The organism is Oceanobacillus picturae, from assembly GCF_000612865.1.
Lineage (GTDB): Bacteria > Bacillota > Bacilli > Bacillales > Amphibacillaceae > Oceanobacillus_B > Oceanobacillus_B jordanicus.
Genome location: NZ_CCAX010000001.1, coordinates 775,086 through 790,824 on the forward strand (window position 1 = coordinate 775,086; position 15,739 = coordinate 790,824).

At 38.1% G+C, this 15,739-nt stretch carries 16 protein-coding genes; 5 read left to right on the plus strand and 11 right to left on the minus strand.

What is annotated here, in order from left to right; genetic code table 11:
• Nucleotides 1-118: 118 nt before the first annotated feature.
• The 5 genes from ctaF to cyoE form a co-directional block, all read right to left on the minus strand.
• Nucleotides 119-442, minus strand: a complete 324-nt coding sequence (ctaF, locus tag BN988_RS03945; protein ID WP_036573314.1) for a cytochrome c oxidase subunit IVB — start codon at nucleotides 440-442, stop codon at nucleotides 119-121.
• A 3-nt stretch (nucleotides 443-445) separates the two neighbouring features.
• The gene (locus BN988_RS03950; protein ID WP_036573317.1) at nucleotides 446-1,069 is read right to left on the minus strand and encodes a cytochrome (ubi)quinol oxidase subunit III; all 624 of its coding nucleotides are present in this window, start codon (nucleotides 1,067-1,069) and stop codon (nucleotides 446-448) included.
• Between the two features lies 1 nt (nucleotide 1,070).
• The gene (gene ctaD / locus BN988_RS03955; protein ID WP_036573319.1) at nucleotides 1,071-2,924 is read right to left on the minus strand and encodes a cytochrome c oxidase subunit I; all 1,854 of its coding nucleotides are present in this window, start codon (nucleotides 2,922-2,924) and stop codon (nucleotides 1,071-1,073) included.
• A 51-nt stretch (nucleotides 2,925-2,975) separates the two neighbouring features.
• Complete coding sequence (gene coxB, locus BN988_RS03960; RefSeq protein ID WP_036573321.1) at nucleotides 2,976-4,028, minus strand: cytochrome c oxidase subunit II; 1,053 nt, start codon at nucleotides 4,026-4,028, stop codon at nucleotides 2,976-2,978.
• Nucleotides 4,029-4,090: 62 nt separating this feature from the next.
• Entirely contained in the window at nucleotides 4,091-5,032 is a 942-nt protein-coding gene (gene cyoE, locus BN988_RS03965; protein ID WP_036573322.1) for a heme o synthase, read from the minus strand.
• Nucleotides 5,033-5,521: 489 nt separating this feature from the next.
• On the opposite strand from cyoE, the gene BN988_RS03970 reads away from it, so the two are divergent.
• Nucleotides 5,522-6,469: a COX15/CtaA family protein gene (locus BN988_RS03970; RefSeq protein ID WP_036573325.1), complete on the plus strand. Its 948-nt coding sequence runs from the start codon at nucleotides 5,522-5,524 to the stop codon at nucleotides 6,467-6,469.
• Between the two features lie 50 nt (nucleotides 6,470-6,519).
• On the opposite strand, the gene pyc is transcribed toward BN988_RS03970, so the two are convergent.
• From pyc to BN988_RS03985, 3 genes are all read right to left on the minus strand, one after another.
• Nucleotides 6,520-9,963 carry a pyruvate carboxylase gene (pyc, locus tag BN988_RS03975; RefSeq protein WP_036573328.1) on the minus strand — a complete coding sequence of 1,148 codons (3,444 nt, stop codon included), beginning with the start codon at nucleotides 9,961-9,963 and terminating at the stop codon, nucleotides 6,520-6,522.
• Nucleotides 9,951-11,150, minus strand: coding sequence for a putative lipid II flippase FtsW (gene ftsW, locus BN988_RS03980; protein ID WP_036573331.1), 1,200 nt, complete (start codon nucleotides 11,148-11,150; stop codon nucleotides 9,951-9,953). Before ftsW ends, pyc begins: the two co-directional genes overlap by 13 nt.
• A gap of 304 nt (nucleotides 11,151-11,454) precedes the next feature.
• Entirely contained in the window at nucleotides 11,455-11,736 is a 282-nt protein-coding gene (locus tag BN988_RS03985) for a YlaN family protein (RefSeq protein WP_036573332.1), read from the minus strand.
• Between the two features lie 157 nt (nucleotides 11,737-11,893).
• On the opposite strand from BN988_RS03985, the gene BN988_RS03990 reads away from it, so the two are divergent.
• Both BN988_RS03990 and BN988_RS03995 read left to right on the plus strand, forming a co-directional pair.
• Complete coding sequence (locus tag BN988_RS03990; RefSeq protein WP_036573334.1) at nucleotides 11,894-12,382, plus strand: hypothetical protein; 489 nt, start codon at nucleotides 11,894-11,896, stop codon at nucleotides 12,380-12,382.
• A gap of 148 nt (nucleotides 12,383-12,530) precedes the next feature.
• A complete protein-coding gene (locus BN988_RS03995) occupies nucleotides 12,531-13,124 on the plus strand; it encodes a YhcN/YlaJ family sporulation lipoprotein (RefSeq protein WP_036573336.1) in 594 nt (197 codons plus the stop codon).
• A gap of 305 nt (nucleotides 13,125-13,429) precedes the next feature.
• Here BN988_RS03995 and BN988_RS04000 read toward each other — a convergent pair whose 3' ends face one another.
• The gene (locus tag BN988_RS04000; protein ID WP_036573338.1) at nucleotides 13,430-13,735 is read right to left on the minus strand and encodes a hypothetical protein; all 306 of its coding nucleotides are present in this window, start codon (nucleotides 13,733-13,735) and stop codon (nucleotides 13,430-13,432) included.
• Nucleotides 13,736-13,880: 145 nt separating this feature from the next.
• Between BN988_RS04000 and BN988_RS04005 the strand changes: the two genes are divergently transcribed.
• On the plus strand, nucleotides 13,881-14,084 hold the full coding sequence (locus tag BN988_RS04005) for a YlaI family protein (RefSeq protein WP_036573340.1): 204 nt from the start codon (nucleotides 13,881-13,883) through the stop codon (nucleotides 14,082-14,084).
• Nucleotides 14,085-14,236: 152 nt separating this feature from the next.
• Here the strand turns inward: BN988_RS04005 and BN988_RS04010 are convergent, their stop codons facing one another.
• Nucleotides 14,237-14,533: a YlaH-like family protein gene (locus tag BN988_RS04010; protein ID WP_036573342.1), complete on the minus strand. Its 297-nt coding sequence runs from the start codon at nucleotides 14,531-14,533 to the stop codon at nucleotides 14,237-14,239.
• A gap of 166 nt (nucleotides 14,534-14,699) precedes the next feature.
• On the opposite strand from BN988_RS04010, the gene BN988_RS19045 reads away from it, so the two are divergent.
• The gene (locus tag BN988_RS19045) at nucleotides 14,700-14,870 is read left to right on the plus strand and encodes a DUF5325 family protein (RefSeq protein WP_182858732.1); all 171 of its coding nucleotides are present in this window, start codon (nucleotides 14,700-14,702) and stop codon (nucleotides 14,868-14,870) included.
• Between the two features lie 16 nt (nucleotides 14,871-14,886).
• Here the strand turns inward: BN988_RS19045 and BN988_RS04015 are convergent, their stop codons facing one another.
• The gene (locus tag BN988_RS04015; protein WP_036573344.1) at nucleotides 14,887-15,696 is read right to left on the minus strand and encodes an inositol monophosphatase family protein; all 810 of its coding nucleotides are present in this window, start codon (nucleotides 15,694-15,696) and stop codon (nucleotides 14,887-14,889) included.
• Nucleotides 15,697-15,739 lie beyond the last annotated feature (43 nt).

Here is a 15,739-nt window from a genome sequence, read left to right on the forward strand (position 1 = left end):
GTCTAAATAATTAACCCCGTATTTTAGAGAGGTAGATCTTGTTGCACGTTAAAAGCTAAAAGAAAAGGCTGGGATTTCTCCCAGCCTTCAAATATTCAATACGCTGTAAAAATATAGCTTACCACCATACGATAACACTAAGTGCTGCAATGGTTAATAAAGCAGCAAATATACCACCGTAAATCATCATGGAAGGTAACTCATGTCCTTTGTCTTTCATATGCATAAAGTAATAAAACTGAAATGCAACCTGTACGAAAGCTAGGATAAGTAGCAAAGGAACAACAAACATTTTGTCGATTGCATCCGTAGCTACGATTCCAAACGCTATGATTGTAAAACCAATCATCAGCGCAAAGGAAATGAGCTGTTTTTTCATTTCATCCTTACTTTTTTGTTTGCGAAAAGAATTAACCTTATTGGTATTGATGTTGTCAGCCATTGGTTAACCCACCTTTCCCATTAAGTATACAACAGTAAAGATAAATACCCATACGACATCAATAAAGTGCCAGTACAAGCTAAAAGTATAAAACTTCGGTGCGTTGTATAAATTCAGTCCTCTTTTCGCATTTCGAACCATTAATACAATTAACCAGCTAAGACCGAAAGCAACGTGGCCTCCGTGAAATCCAACTAACGTATAAAAGGCCGATCCAAATGCTGAAGAGCGAAAAGTAAACTCAAATTCGTGAATGTAATGATTGAATTCATATAGTTCGCAAGCTAGGAATGCCATACCAAGAAAGGCAGTAATCCCCAACCAAAGCTGCATTTTTTTAAAATTGTTATTCTTCATTTGATACATTGCATAAACACTTGTTAAAGAACTTGTCAGTAACAGCATTGTCATGATGAAAACAAGTTCAAGCCCAAATAGATCCGTTGTTGCAGGCCCACCAGCTGTAGAATTCCTCAGGGCAAGATAGGTACCAAATAGGCTGGCAAATAAGACAGTTTCTCCTCCAAGGAAAAACCATAAGCCCATGAATTTATTTTTACCTTCCAGGGTGGCCTTTTCAGGTTCCTGGGGCATCGTTTCTGGATTTAAGGAATGATCTTGACTCATATCAGTCAGCCTCCCTTTCAAGTTCTTCTTTGTGTATATGGAAGCCATGGTAATCTTTCAGTGATCTAATAAGCATACAGATTAACGCTGTTCCAATTCCAATAAATATTGCTGCTAACCATCCACTGTGATCGACCTGATAGATAAACCCGAATCCTGCAACGAAAAACCCAAGTGACATAATAAACGGTAAGATTGAAGCATCCGGCATATGAATATCACCAAGAGGTTCTGCAGGCGTTATTTTACCCTTACCTTCTGTTTTCTCAATCCATAAAGGATCAAGACCACGAATTAACGGGGTTTGTTTAAAATTATAAAATGGTGGTGGAGATGGAATTGCCCACTCCAACGAACGACCATCCCAAGGATCGGCAGGTGCTTTTTCGCCCTTTACACTAGTGTAGATAATGTTGATGACAAAGATCAATCCACCGATACCCATTAGAAAAGCACCAATGGTACTTACAAGGTTTCCTGTATCCAGACCTTGATCTTCAAGGAATACCCAGTAACGACGAGGCATACCCATTAACCCTAGAAAATGCTGGATAAAGAACGTTAAATGAAAGCCGATAAAGAACAGCCAGAAAGATAATTTACCTAACGTTTCATTCAATATCTTGCCAAATATTTTTGGCCACCAATAATGCAATCCAGCAAGGATACCAAACACTACCCCACCAACAATTACATAGTGAAAGTGTGCTACCACAAAGTAAGTATCATGATACTGGTAGTCGGCTACCGCAGATGCAAGCATTACACCAGTCATACCACCAATAGTAAAGGATGGAATGAATGCAAGTGTCCAAAGCATTGCCGAATTAATGGTAATGCTTCCTCCCCACATTGTGCCTAGCCAGTTAAAGATTTTTATACCTGTTGGTACTGCAATCGCCATTGTAGCAATTGCGAAAATAGCATTAGCGACAGGACCGAGTCCCACTGTAAACATGTGGTGGGCCCATACCATAAATCCTAAAAATGCGATTAGGATTGTAGCAAATACCATTGCCGTATAACCGAACAACCGCTTTTTAGAAAAAGTTGAGATTATATCACTGAAGATACCAAATGCAGGCAAAATCAGGATATATACTTCAGGGTGTCCAAAAATCCAAAATAGATGCTGCCAAATGACTGCGTTCCCTCCTAGCGTAACATCGAAGAAGGCCGCACCAAACATTCGGTCAAACATTAGTAGGAATAACCCTACAGTTAACGCTGGGAAAGCAAACAAGATTAATACACTTGTCACAAACGTAGTCCAAGAAAATAACGGCATACGCATATATGTCATTCCTGGTGCTCTCATCGTTACAATCGTAACAAGAAAGTTAATACCACCTATTAAGGTTCCAGCACCGGAAATCTGTAGTCCCATTATGTAAAAATCAACACCATGTCCAGGTGATTGAATCGATAATGGTGCATAAGAAGTCCAACCTGCATCAGGCGCTCCGCCTAGAAACCAACTGCAGTTTAGCAAGACTCCACCAAATAAGAATAACCAAAATCCTAATGAGTTTAAAAACGGAAATGCTACATCACGTGCCCCAATTTGCAAAGGCATGATGGCATTCATTAAACCTAGTAACAATGGCATGGCAGCAAGAAATATCATTGTTGTTCCATGCATTGTTATCATTTCATTATACAAGCCAGCAGTAAGGAAATCATTTTCCGGGCTTATTAATTGTATACGTATAAACAAAGCTTCAAGTCCGCCTAGCAGGAAAAAGAAACCACCAGCAAATAGATATAACTTTGCTATTTTCTTATGGTCAACTGTTGTTAGGTAATCCCACACGGCAGCAAGAAATCCTTTATTCTGAGCAGCTGCAATACTCAAATTATAAACCTCCCTTTTACATCTTCCATCCCGTATTTGTTCTGTATTCTTCTAGTTCCCTGCGCTTTCAGTGGTAATATCAGAAGGACTTAACTGCAGTAGATATGCAGCAATTTGCTCTGCTTCTTCCTCTGAAACGTCAGGATAGTTACCAGTCATCTTATTCCCTGGTTTAACTGACTCAGGGTCCGTTATCCATTTAACTAGATTTTCTTCTGTTGGCTCAAGGTACCCTGCAATTTTGGTACGGTCACCGAAGTTTGTAAGGTTTGGTCCAGTTGCATTTGGAGAAGATCCAATAGCATGGCAAGCCACACAGCTTTTCTCTTCAAATAATGCTTTTCCATCTTGAGCTACTGCATCTTCTGGATCAGCCTCAGGATCAACACTTTGCATGTCAGAAATCCACTGATCGTATTCCTCTGGACTAACTGCTATTACTTTGAAGTCCATAAGTGAGTGGGAAGGGCCGCATAGTTCTGCACATTTCCCCCAATAAACGCCTTCTTCATGTGCTTCAAGATACATTGTGTTTACGTTCTCAGGGTTAACATCCATTTTCCCAGATATACTTGGAACCCAGAATGAATGAATAACATCTGATGACTTCATGTTTAAATAAACTCTTTCGCCAGTAGGAATGTATAAATCCTGGCTTGTTTGCACTTCATCACCTTGATAATTAAAGTGCCACCAGTATTGGTTCCCGGTTACTTCTACATTAATGCCATCTTGTGCCTCTGATTTATCAGCAAGGTCAAAAGTTGCCACTACTGTGGGCACGGCTAAGATTAGCACTAGAATAATTGGAATTACTGTCCAAACAGTTTCCAGTGTTTTATTTCCTTCAACCTGTTTTGGAATGAAGTTCTCCTGCCCCTTCTTTTTACGAAAGCGAACCAATGTAATGACATAAACGAGTAATACAATAGCTAAAACAAACGCCATGATAATTATCGAAAGAATAATTAGATTCATGGATGACTCAGCGCCATACCCTTTTGGTTCGAAAGCCGTTAGATTCTCTTTCCCGCAGCCAGCAAGAAGCAATGTCAGCATACCGAAAAGAAATAAAGGTTTTCTTTTTCCCATCCAACCTATCATTTATTTATACCTCTCTTTCCTCATGTTGTTTCCTTATATATGTTTATTATTAAGGACAATAACTAACTAAACGGTGAATCAATGGTTACCAATACCATAACAAGGCATAGAATTGTCAAATAATTTAACGAATAAATAAATATCATATTTGCCCATTTAAGATCATTCTTCATAAAGAAACCTCTTATTGCGAGTATAAGCCAACCAATGTTTAGAATGGTGGCTACTGCAATAAACACGGTTCCTAATTCAGCCAAGTAAAAAGGTAGTGGTAATAAGCAGGCAATATATATTGCAATTTGCCGTTTAGTGATCTCAAAACCTCTTACGACCGGTAACATCGGAATACCGGCTTCTTTGTATTCTTTGCATTTTTTCATAGCTAATGCAAGAAAGTGTGGTGTTTGCCAAATAAACATGATAATGAATAAGCCAAATGGCACGACATGAAAATTTGGATCTACTGCTGCCCAACCAATTAACGGTGGTGCGGCTCCTGAGAAGCTGCCAATAGCAGTGTTTAGTGTGTACCTTCTTTTTGACCATATTGTATATAACACTACATACGTAAACCAACCCATGAAGGCAAATAAGACTGCCTCTAGTGTGGTGAACATTAACAAACTAAACCCTACAACTGAGAAAATTATTCCTAGTGCTAATGCTATATTTAAAGATATGTTTCCGGTTACGGTAGGTCTCGTTTTTGTACGAGCCATTTTGGGGTCAATATCTACATCATACCAGTTATTTAGTATGCAACCACCGGCAATTACAAGTGTACTTCCAATTATCGTTAGTAGGAAAACATCCCATTTTGCCATAAAAGGGGTGTTTGTAAAATAAAGGGCTAACCAGAACCCAGTAAATACAGTGATTAAGTTTGAATTAACAATGCCGACTTTAACCAGTGCTTTTACATCAGCAAAAGTAACATGGCTTTTTTTATTAGATACACTTAATGTGGCTACTTCTGGTGAAGATGTTGTCTCTATTTTATCCATTTTGTCTCCCCCCTTCATATTCCAGTTAGATGGCACTTTATAGCCATTTACTCTTTCTATCAGAGTTCTTAAATTGTAATAGACCATTATTTTTATTGTATCATGGAATGGTATAACAATCTAATAACTTCAACATTATTTTACAGTTAACAGGGTATAATTTATGTGACAATTTTATGAAACTTGTGGGAAGGCTTTCAAAAGATTACCTTTTCAAATCATTGCAAAGTTGGTTAACTATTAGCTGTTTATCACGTTAAACTATGTATATGTAAGAAAATCATCTAGTTTATTTCTAGCAAACAACGAACAACAATGCAAGGTTTTTTATTAATCCTAAGTGAAAAAACAGTCTATTCATGGTACGATAGCTATTGTGTCCGGCACCTTTTTACTCTTATAGTCATTATGTCGGATTGAATTCAGGAACAAATTTCTACATATATAGCAAAACTATAACTATTTTCCATAATGAAGTGGGGTTGAAAGATGATTAAAACATTAAAAAGCTTATCCCTTATAGCTACGATTGGAATGCTGCTTATCCTTCTAGGTGGTGCACTCGTAACGAAAACCGACTCTGGTGATGGATGCGGAAGGAGCTGGCCTTTATGTGAGGGTCAATTTATTCCAACCAACATTTCCTTTGAACTCGTTATTGAATTAAGCCATAGAATGGTATCCGGAATTGTTGGAATCGCTGTCGTGTTGTTAGCGGTACTTTCATGGAGACATTTAGGGAACATCAGAGAAGTAAAATTTTTGTCTGCCATGTCTGTTTTTTTCCTTATTTTACAAGCGTTGATCGGTGCTGCTGCCGTCATGTGGGGACAATCTGACTTTGCGTTAGCTGCCCACTTCGGAATTTCACTTGTCTCATTCGCTTCTGTATTCCTTTTGACGCTTCTCATCTTTGAAATTGATAAGAAATTTGATGCTAGGTCATTATTCATTAAAAAGAAGCACCGTATAGAAATTTACCTACTAACTGTGTACACTATCTGTGTTGTTTATACAGGTGCACTCGTTCGCCATACGGAAGCGAATCTGGTCTGTGGTGGTTGGCCCTTCTGTACAAATGCTTCACCATTTGCCTTTAATTTATACAGTACAGAGCAATGGATTCAAATGGGACATCGACTTTTTGCCGGCTTATTATTCCTTTGGACTTTAACATTAACTATTCGCATGATTCGTCACTACAGGGATAAAAAGGTGATGTTCTGGGGGTGGATCGCCGCTTTTTCACTTATTTCCTTACAGGTGTTCACTGGTGCGATGATAATTTTCACTGTATTAAATTTAGGAATTGCCCTGCTCCATGCACTCATCATATCGTGTTTCTTCGGAATGATAAGTTATTTCGTACTACAAGCAACGAGAAGTGCAAAGTATGAAAAAGAACAAGCCAATACTTCCACAAAAAAAACCATGTAAAAAGTGCGGCAAAATCCAATCGGATCTTGCCGCACTCTTATATACAACACTTATTCAAACTCTATTAACAGATCATCTACCGCAATCGGATCGCCACTTTTAACATAAACTTTCTTGACTACCCCATCATATGGAGCCTGTACAGTTGTTTCCATCTTCATCGCCTCTGTAAGTAGGAGATGGTCCCCTTTTTCTACTTTATCACCATTACTTACCATAGCCTCAATCACCGTTCCTGGCATTGTGGCGCCTAATTGTTTGTCGTTACCCTTATCCGTCTTTGGTTTTACTGCTAATTTTGATTTAATGTTTTCATCCTTGATGACAATTTCCCTTGCTTGTCCGTTTAACTCAAAATAGACAACGCGTGTACCATCTTCTTGCGCTTCTGATATTGATACTAGCTTGACAATTAACGTTTTCCCCTGCTCTATCTCCACTTCGATTTCTTCTCCAAGATTCATACCATAGAAGAAAGTCGGAGTACTGAGGACAGACATATTACCGTATTTTTCATAGAAAGTATAATAATCCATAAATACTTTTGGGTACAATGCATAGGAAATCATATCAAAGCTAGTAACCTGTCTTCCCAGTTTATTAAACAACTCTTCTTTGAGCTTTGAGAAGTCTACTGGTTCAAGCAATTCGCCTGGTCGAACTTCAATTGCTTTTCTACCCTTTAGAATAATGTCTTGCAATTTTTTAGGAAAGCCTTGGTATGGTTGTCCAATATCACCTTTGGCAAACTCTATTACAGATTCAGGAAAATCAATAGATTCACCACGTTCATATATTTCTTCTTGGGTTAAATTGTTCTGTACCATAAACAATGCCATGTCGCCAATTACCTTTGAGGAGGGCGTTACTTTCACTACGTCTCCGAACATATCATTTACCTGTCTAAACATAGTTTTCACTTCATTCCAACGATCTTCCAGGCCAACTGCCTTTGCCTGCTGCTTTAAGTTACTATATTGTCCTCCAGGCATTTCGTGCTCATAAATTTCTGTATGCGGAGATTTCATTCCACTTTCGAAATCCTGGTAGAACTCTCTAATACCTTCCCAATACTGAGACAATGATTCATAAGCTTCAATATCCAAATTCGGCTGCCTGCTCGTACCCTCTAATGCATGATAGAGAGACTGAGCACTTGGCTGCGATGTCAATCCAGCCATTGAACCTGCTGCCACATCTACTGCATCTACTCCAGCTTCAATTGCCCTAGCGTACATAAATGTTCCATTTCCACTCGTATCATGTGTATGAAGGTGGATAGGTAAGTCGACGCTTTCCTTCAGCGTTGAAATAAGTTGATAAGCAGCCTCTGGTTTTAGAAGACCTGCCATATCTTTAATTCCAAGTATGTGTGCGCCCGCACTCTCAAGCTCTTTTGCCAGATTTTTATAATAGGTTAGATCATATTTCGAACGACCTTTATCAAGAATATTCCCTGTATAACACATAGCTGCCTCGGCAATTTTATCTGTCTCTCGCACTGCTTCTATAGCCGGTTTCATCCCTTCGACCCAGTTCAGGCTGTCGAAGACACGAAAAACATCAATACCAGCGTTAGCACTTTTAGCCACAAATTCATTTATAAGATTGTCAGGGTAATTTTTGTAGCCAACAGCATTACTTGCTCGAAGGAGCATTTGAAACAAAAGATTAGGCATCTTCTCACGCAGCTTTAAAAGTCTATCCCAAGGGTCTTCTTTAAGAAACCGGTAAGAAACATCAAATGTCGCTCCCCCCCACATTTCCACTGAAAACAGATTCGGAAGTAATGCAGCAGTTGGTTCAGCAATCTGTAGCAGATCCTTCGTTCTCACCCTTGTAGCGAGCAAGGACTGATGCGCATCCCGGAAAGTAGTATCTGTCAACAATACTTCTTTTTGCTCTTTCATCCATTTTGCAAGGCCTTCTGGTCCTTGTGCATCTAATATTTGTTTTGTACCTTTTAAAGTAGGTGCTTGGCTGTATCCTTTAGGTATTACTAATCCAGAGAAGTTTGGTTTCTCCTTTTTCTGCATTCCTTCAATACCGTTGACCGTCGTATGGCCAATATAGCTAAGCATCTTTGTTCCACGGTCTTTACGTTTAGGGAACACAAACAGACCAGGGGTTTCATCAATGAAGGTTGTATTGTACTCCCCAGAAAGAAAGTTGGGATGTTGGATAACATTTTCAAGAAATGGGATATTTGTTTTTATTCCGCGTATCCTAAATTCTTTCAAATTTCTGACCATTTTGAGTGCAGCTTGGTCAAAAGTTAGAGCCCAAGTTGAGACTTTAACTAATAATGAATCGTAATGTGGCGATATAACCGCCCCTTGGAAACCGTTTCCTGCATCGAGTCTTACACCAAACCCTCCACCAGTTCTGTATGCCATGATTTTACCAGTGTCTGGCATAAAATTATTTAGTGGGTCTTCTGTTGTTACACGTGACTGAATTGCATAGCCGTTTGTCTTAATTTCTTCCTGATCTGGGATACCTATATCTGACGCATGTAAGTTTTTCCCTTCAGCTACTTTGATTTGTGTTTGTACAATATCGAAGCCAGTTATTAATTCAGTAATGGTGTGCTCTACCTGTACTCGCGGATTAACCTCTATAAAGTAGAATGCATCGTTTGTTACAAGAAATTCTACTGTTCCTGCATTAACATAGTCCACATTTTTGGATAACTTAACAGCAGCTTCACATATTTCCAGTCTAATTTCTTCAGTAAGAGATGTACTTGGCGCTACCTCGACTACTTTCTGATGCCTCCGCTGTACAGAACAATCTCTTTCGTAAAGGTGTACAATATTGCCGTGTTGATCACCAATTATTTGTACTTCAATATGTTTCGGGTTTTCTATTAATTTCTCAACATAGATTTCATCATTTCCAAATGCTGCCTTCGCTTCTGACTTAGCCCTGTCATACGCTTCATGTAATTCTTGATTGGTACGAACAATCCGCATACCACGACCGCCACCACCTAGCGAGGCTTTAATAATAATAGGATAACCATGTTCTTCTACAAAAGTTTGTACATCATCCAATGAATTTACTGGACCATCACTACCTGGGATTACTGGTAATCCTGCTTGTATAGCCTGTGTACGGGCCCTCACCTTATCTCCAAACATTTCTAAATGTTTGCTGGTAGGACCAATAAATATAATGCCTTCTTCCTCACAGCGCTTTGCAAACTTAATATTTTCTGATAAAAATCCATAACCCGGATGTATGGCATCTACCCCTACCTCTTTTGCCAGGTCAATAATACCTTCAATATCTAAATAAGCATCAATTGGTTTTTTCCCTTCACCAATCAGATATGCTTCATCCGCTTTAAAACGGTGATAGGCACTTGTGTCTTCTTTCGAATATATAGCAACCGTTCGAATATTTAACTCCGTACAGGCTCGGAAGACACGTATTGCGATTTCCCCTCTGTTTGCGACTAATACTTTGTTTATCTGGTTTAATTCTGCCATTTTCTTCCTCCTCCAGTAAAATGAGATGAATTTCTTTTGCCAGTAGAGTGATCATGTGCTTGATTGTGATTAACATCTTGCTGTTCTTGTTGTTTTACTTTTTTAGCAATATTATTTAAAATCCCCATCGAAATCATTAGAACCAACAGAGATGAACCACCATAACTAATAAATGGTAATGTCACACCAGTAATCGGAAGAATTCCACTAATAGAGCCTAAATTAATAAAGGCTTGAATACCTACCATGGAAGAAACCCCCAAGGCGAGAAGTGCTCCAAAGCTATCTCGGCATTTACGAGAGATAAAAATGCCACGGAGTACAATTAAGGCAAGCATTCCTATAACAATTAGAACACCAATAAATCCAAGTTCTTCTGCAACGATAGCCATAATAAAGTCTGTGTGTGCCTCCATTAAGTACCCAAGTTTCTGGATACTCTGTCCAAGACCTTCCCCTGTTAAACCACCAACCCCTATGGCTAGATAGGATTGAATGAGATGGTAACCGTCAGTATCGGGTGTTTCAAAGGGTTGGTATGCTCCAGTAAATCGCGTTATTCTTTCATCTGTCACCATATAAGGCAACGCAAGGAGAATGATCCCTACACCCACAGCTGTTAATAGCATTAAATGTTTATAGCGAATACCGGAACTAAAAATAATTGTGCTAACGATTATAAAAATAATCGAAGCAGTTCCTATATCTGGTTGCATTACAATAAACCCTAAGATGATACAGGTTAAAATTAATGGAGGAAGAACACCTTTGCTAAAGTCATTAATATATTCCTGTTTCTTGGAATATACAGAAGCAAGATACATAATTAACCCCAATTTAGCAAACTCAGCAGGTTGCAGGTTAATAAACCCAAGCGAAAGCCACGATCTAGCATTATTTCGAACATCTCCAAATAGAAGCACGGCTAATAATAAACCAATAATAACTAGTACAATTGGCTTCATAAGCTTATGGTAATATTTATATGGAAAAATACTACAGAAAATAAAACCGACAAGCCCCAAACTGAACCACTGTAACTGACGGAATAAATAATATGTACTTTCATGACCCTCTACTACTGCGGTGACCATACTTGCACTATAAATCATGACCACGCCAAAAGCAGCTAATAGTAATGGTGTAATAATTAAAATAAAATCGTAATCTCTAAGTCTATGTAACATCTTGCTTCTCCCCAATATAAGGTAATGAACGCCATCGAATATTCTATCATTATAACATAATTTAAAAGTAAAGAACCATTTCCAGTGAATTGGGTAATCTAGTATAACTACTATAGATTCTAATATATTCCCATTTTGCTCAATTTTTATGCTACCAATTTAATAATAGAAAGCCTTGTTTTTACTCTTATAATTAAAATAGAGCGCTTAGCTAGCAAAACGGTTGCTTAAAAAGTACAAAAAAACCTTGCCGGTAAACACGCAGGCAAAGTTTTATAAGTGCTCTAACGACAAAACCCTGATATTACACAGAATTTTGTGCAGCTTCATGCAGTATATTAAGCTGCCTCTCTAGATTTTCGAGAAGTGCTTTACCTTCATCCTCGCTGATTAAGTTCAAACGCACAGCAAAATCGATCTCCCTGGAAAGTCCGAACATTTGGGTATCAAGGACTTCCTCATATAAAGGGCACTGTGGCATTGTTAGATTTTCTATTTGAACTTCTATTAGTCGCAAAATTTTATCAGCATCAGCCTTAAGAAGGGCATAGGCTTTTTCACGATGATTAACAGTCACCTCAGGCATCAAATATATCCCCTCCACTAAAAGACTTTCTTCTATATTATATTATCGTTACACCCAAAAAAATGCAAATAAAATTATATAATTTTAAACTAATAAAGTGAAATTCTTTTTTATCTCTGCTATCCTTATACAAGATACATATAAAGAGGTGAAAATAATGATTGTACCAATCAGTGGAAACGTTACCTATTCGATAACATTAGATCCTACAGTTTGGATATTTGATGATCGTAAAGTATTACTTGAGGAAGCATTTAATAAAAAGCAGGAAATACAGGAAGATGATAACGAGCTTGAAAGAGCTTCTAAGCGTTGGGACAGGGAAGTCTATCAACAAAATATTAAGCCCCCTGTGAATGCAAGCATAAAAAAGTTTGAACGCGAAAAAATATTAGCAAACTCTTATGTCATGCCGCTTGAAGACTTTATTGCAAACGCAGAAGCGAAACAATCAGCAGAAAGCGCTATTTTGCTAGCCGGAGATAAAGAGATTAAAATCTCTCTTGATGCACTTAAAGATAGTTATTTCTTATTTGCCGTTGACGGAAAACCATTAAAAGAAGACGGCCCCGTCCATTTATATTTTAAAGATGGTTCAAATCGCGAAGATCCAATTAAACATATTTCAAAAATTGTGATTGAATAATACAGTTTAATCCCTCCCCTTGCTTTCGGGAGTGTCTCTTACCTAAATACGATAATCAATTAATTTATATACAACGGAAAATTTCCGTTGTATATTTTTTTGGATTGCAAGCAAAATAACGGTATGAGAACCATGAGGAGGAGTTAAGTTGAAGCTACCGTTTGTTCTTATCGTATTTGCAAGTTTATTATTCACCTTCGGATGTCAACAGTCGGAAGAAGAGCCGCTTGCCTCAGAGGACGACAGCAACCGTTATATTCAAGTAAAAGATTCTGATCCCGCAGAGCAAAAGAATTTAAATAATAGCCAAATCGCAACGCATCTGGCTAAGATTGCAAGTGATGTACCAAATGTAAACGATGCTGCCTCTGTTGTTGCAGGTCCCTATGCCGTTGTGGGGATTGATGTGGATAAAGATTTAGACCGTTCACGTGTCGGCACAATAAAATATTCCGTGTTAGAGGCCCTTTATCATGATCCATACGGTAAATCAGCCATCGTCGTAGCAGACGCCGACATAACTGAACGAATTCGAGGGATGGGAGACAAGATACAACAAGGTCACCCAGTACATGGAGTAGTAGATGAACTAGCCGCTATAGTGGGTAGATATATGCCAGACTTCCCTATTAACGACCACCAGCCTCAAGAACCAGATCAGAATAAGGAAGTAATTCCGAAAGAGGATAAACAAAAGCTTGATGAAATAGAAGGAGAACAATCAAATCATCAAAATGAATAGTACGATAAGACACATCTCTCTATAAAGTGAAACTTCAATCAGGGGGGGTTTTCATTCTCCCCCACTGATTGTTAGTTGAACGAATCGGCATGTTAGCGTCCGTTTACTCCCACTAAAAACTTACCGTTTTACTTTATGTTTTGAAGTGGGAGTCTTACGGACGGTTGCACCCTAATAAACTGCTACGCTTTAATATCGGTATAAGACTGGTTGATATGAAAAACGCCGGACGAAATCGAATTCCATCCTAGATGATTCGAATAATCGTCCGGTGTTTGCTTTACCAAAACTCTTTTGTTTCAGCATTATTTTTGCTGATTTTCTATCTCGTTGTTGTTTTTATGCTCATTGTAGTATTGGACTCCAAATTGTGACCCTTCAGAAACCATTTTTGCATTTTCAAATTGTGCTAAATCTTTATCACCAGATTGGTCTGGAGCTCCAGCATCTTCAAATGTTTCATCATTACTTCCCATCCCTAGTTTTCCAGGAACTTTACGTACACCTTGTTTTAACTTTTCCCTGTTAGACTTATCCTTAAGAAAATAACTCGCAGTTAAACTAATTGCACCAACAGCTCCTGCAGTTGATAGCATGGTACGCTTTTTCATCAAATCACCTCTACGTTTTTATTTCTATATAACGTTTTCCCTACTTAGTATTATACAAAACATCCTCCCTATTCTTCTTCGTGATTGTCGGAATATGTTATACTATAAGGAAATGCATCATGACTTTAAGTTAGAGGTGATATACATGCAGGTAAAATGCGCTATATGTGATCAGGTAGAAGATATAGAAGATAATTCGCTTCAAGCTAAAAGGCTAAGAAACCGCCGTATCCATATGTATCTATGCGCCCCCTGTCACGAAAGGATTGGCAATAACACAAAGAAACGACTTGCAACTGGGCAATTTAGATTAAACGAAGAAAAACAGCGATCAGATGATTTCATCTAAGTAACCAGTATTAGAAAAAATGCTAATACTTTTTCTTACTAAAACAGCGTTGCTAAACAACATTGAATAAGAAACAAAAAATAAAAGCCAAACGGACGAGCTTTGTCATTACAATTCGACTCCGTTTGGCTTTTTATACCCTTCATTCTTTTTTATGCATTTCGCTCGCGATGTAACCGATATCGGTAAATACCCAGTACTAGTGATACTACGATAAGGCTTTCCGTAATGGGCAATTTTAGAATACTAAAGATCGTTAATACATAAACCCCAACTGCAAGCATAATGTAGACAAAAATCGTTTGTAGGAGTGGTAATTTCCTCGCAAATCCAAGTTTGAATGCAATTGCACTAAAAATTAAGTTTAACAAGTAAAAAGTAAAGTAAATATGATCTGCACCAAAATATTCTATGTACGTATCAAATAATATACTGAAGCTTGTCTCCATTTTCTAAATCCCCCGTTAAAATTCCGTAAAATAGCATTTATCAATTCTATTCTATCATACAAGGCCCTCTCCATACATGCCAATATGGTGAAAAATTATCCAATTAGGTTTTGAAACAAATACTTTTATCGTTTATACTATTGGAGGATAGAATAGAGGTGGAGTTATGAAAACGATTAATTTTCCTATGTTATTGCTTGCCTGTCTTGTTATCCTCATGTTTGTAGGATGCGGTGTGGCGATTGCTTTACGTAATGTTTGGCTTATTGTGTTATTCATCTTATTAGGTTTTGCACTTATGGGATTTGGAATATCTCTAAAACGAAAAAAAAAGTGATATCCATAGTTGGACATCACTTTTTCCCTTTTATTAAGAAATCGTTGAGTATCTCTTTTTGTACATACGGATTACTTGTGAAGACGGAATTTTTTGATAACATATTAACAGGCTTTCCATCCGCGGTAGTGGTTACCCCGCCGACTTCTTCCAAAATCACCATACCTGCTGCAATATCCCACGGAGCAAGACTCATTGTTAAATAGCCATCAACTATTCCTTCTGCAGTATACGCAAATTCCAGTGCCGCAGATCCATATGTACGTGTCCCGCGGACTGTTTTAACTAACCTTTGCATTTCTTTTTCATTAACAAGGCGATTCTCACATAGCCAGAAATGATTGAGGCTAAGGATTGCTTCTTTTAAAGGAATATCTGTTTTTAACGGCGGGATTTCTTGACCGTTTTTGTATGCCCCTTTTGTTCGTTGTGCACTGTATAATACATCACCCATAACATCGTAAATCAAGCCAATTTCTCCAATTCCATCGTGATAAATACCGATTGAAATTGCAAAATTTCTCTTCTGATGGACGAAATTCATTGTGCCATCAATTGGGTCAATGATCCATATAGTGCCATCCATTGTGGAGAGTTCATCCCCAAACCCTTCTTCACTTAAAATGAAATGTTCAGGATAGGTTTCTCTTATTTTACCTGCAAAAAACACTTCCGTGTCTTTATCCATCGTGGTTACTAAATCATTTGGATTTGACTTTGTATCAATTGTCAATGGGTCGTTTATTTTAGTTCGAATGGTGCTTCCTGCTTCCAACACCCATTCTTTTGCTTGTCGAAATAACGTTTCGCGTACATCTGCGTTCATCGGGCTACCTCCACTCAATTTTAAACTATATACTAATAGTATC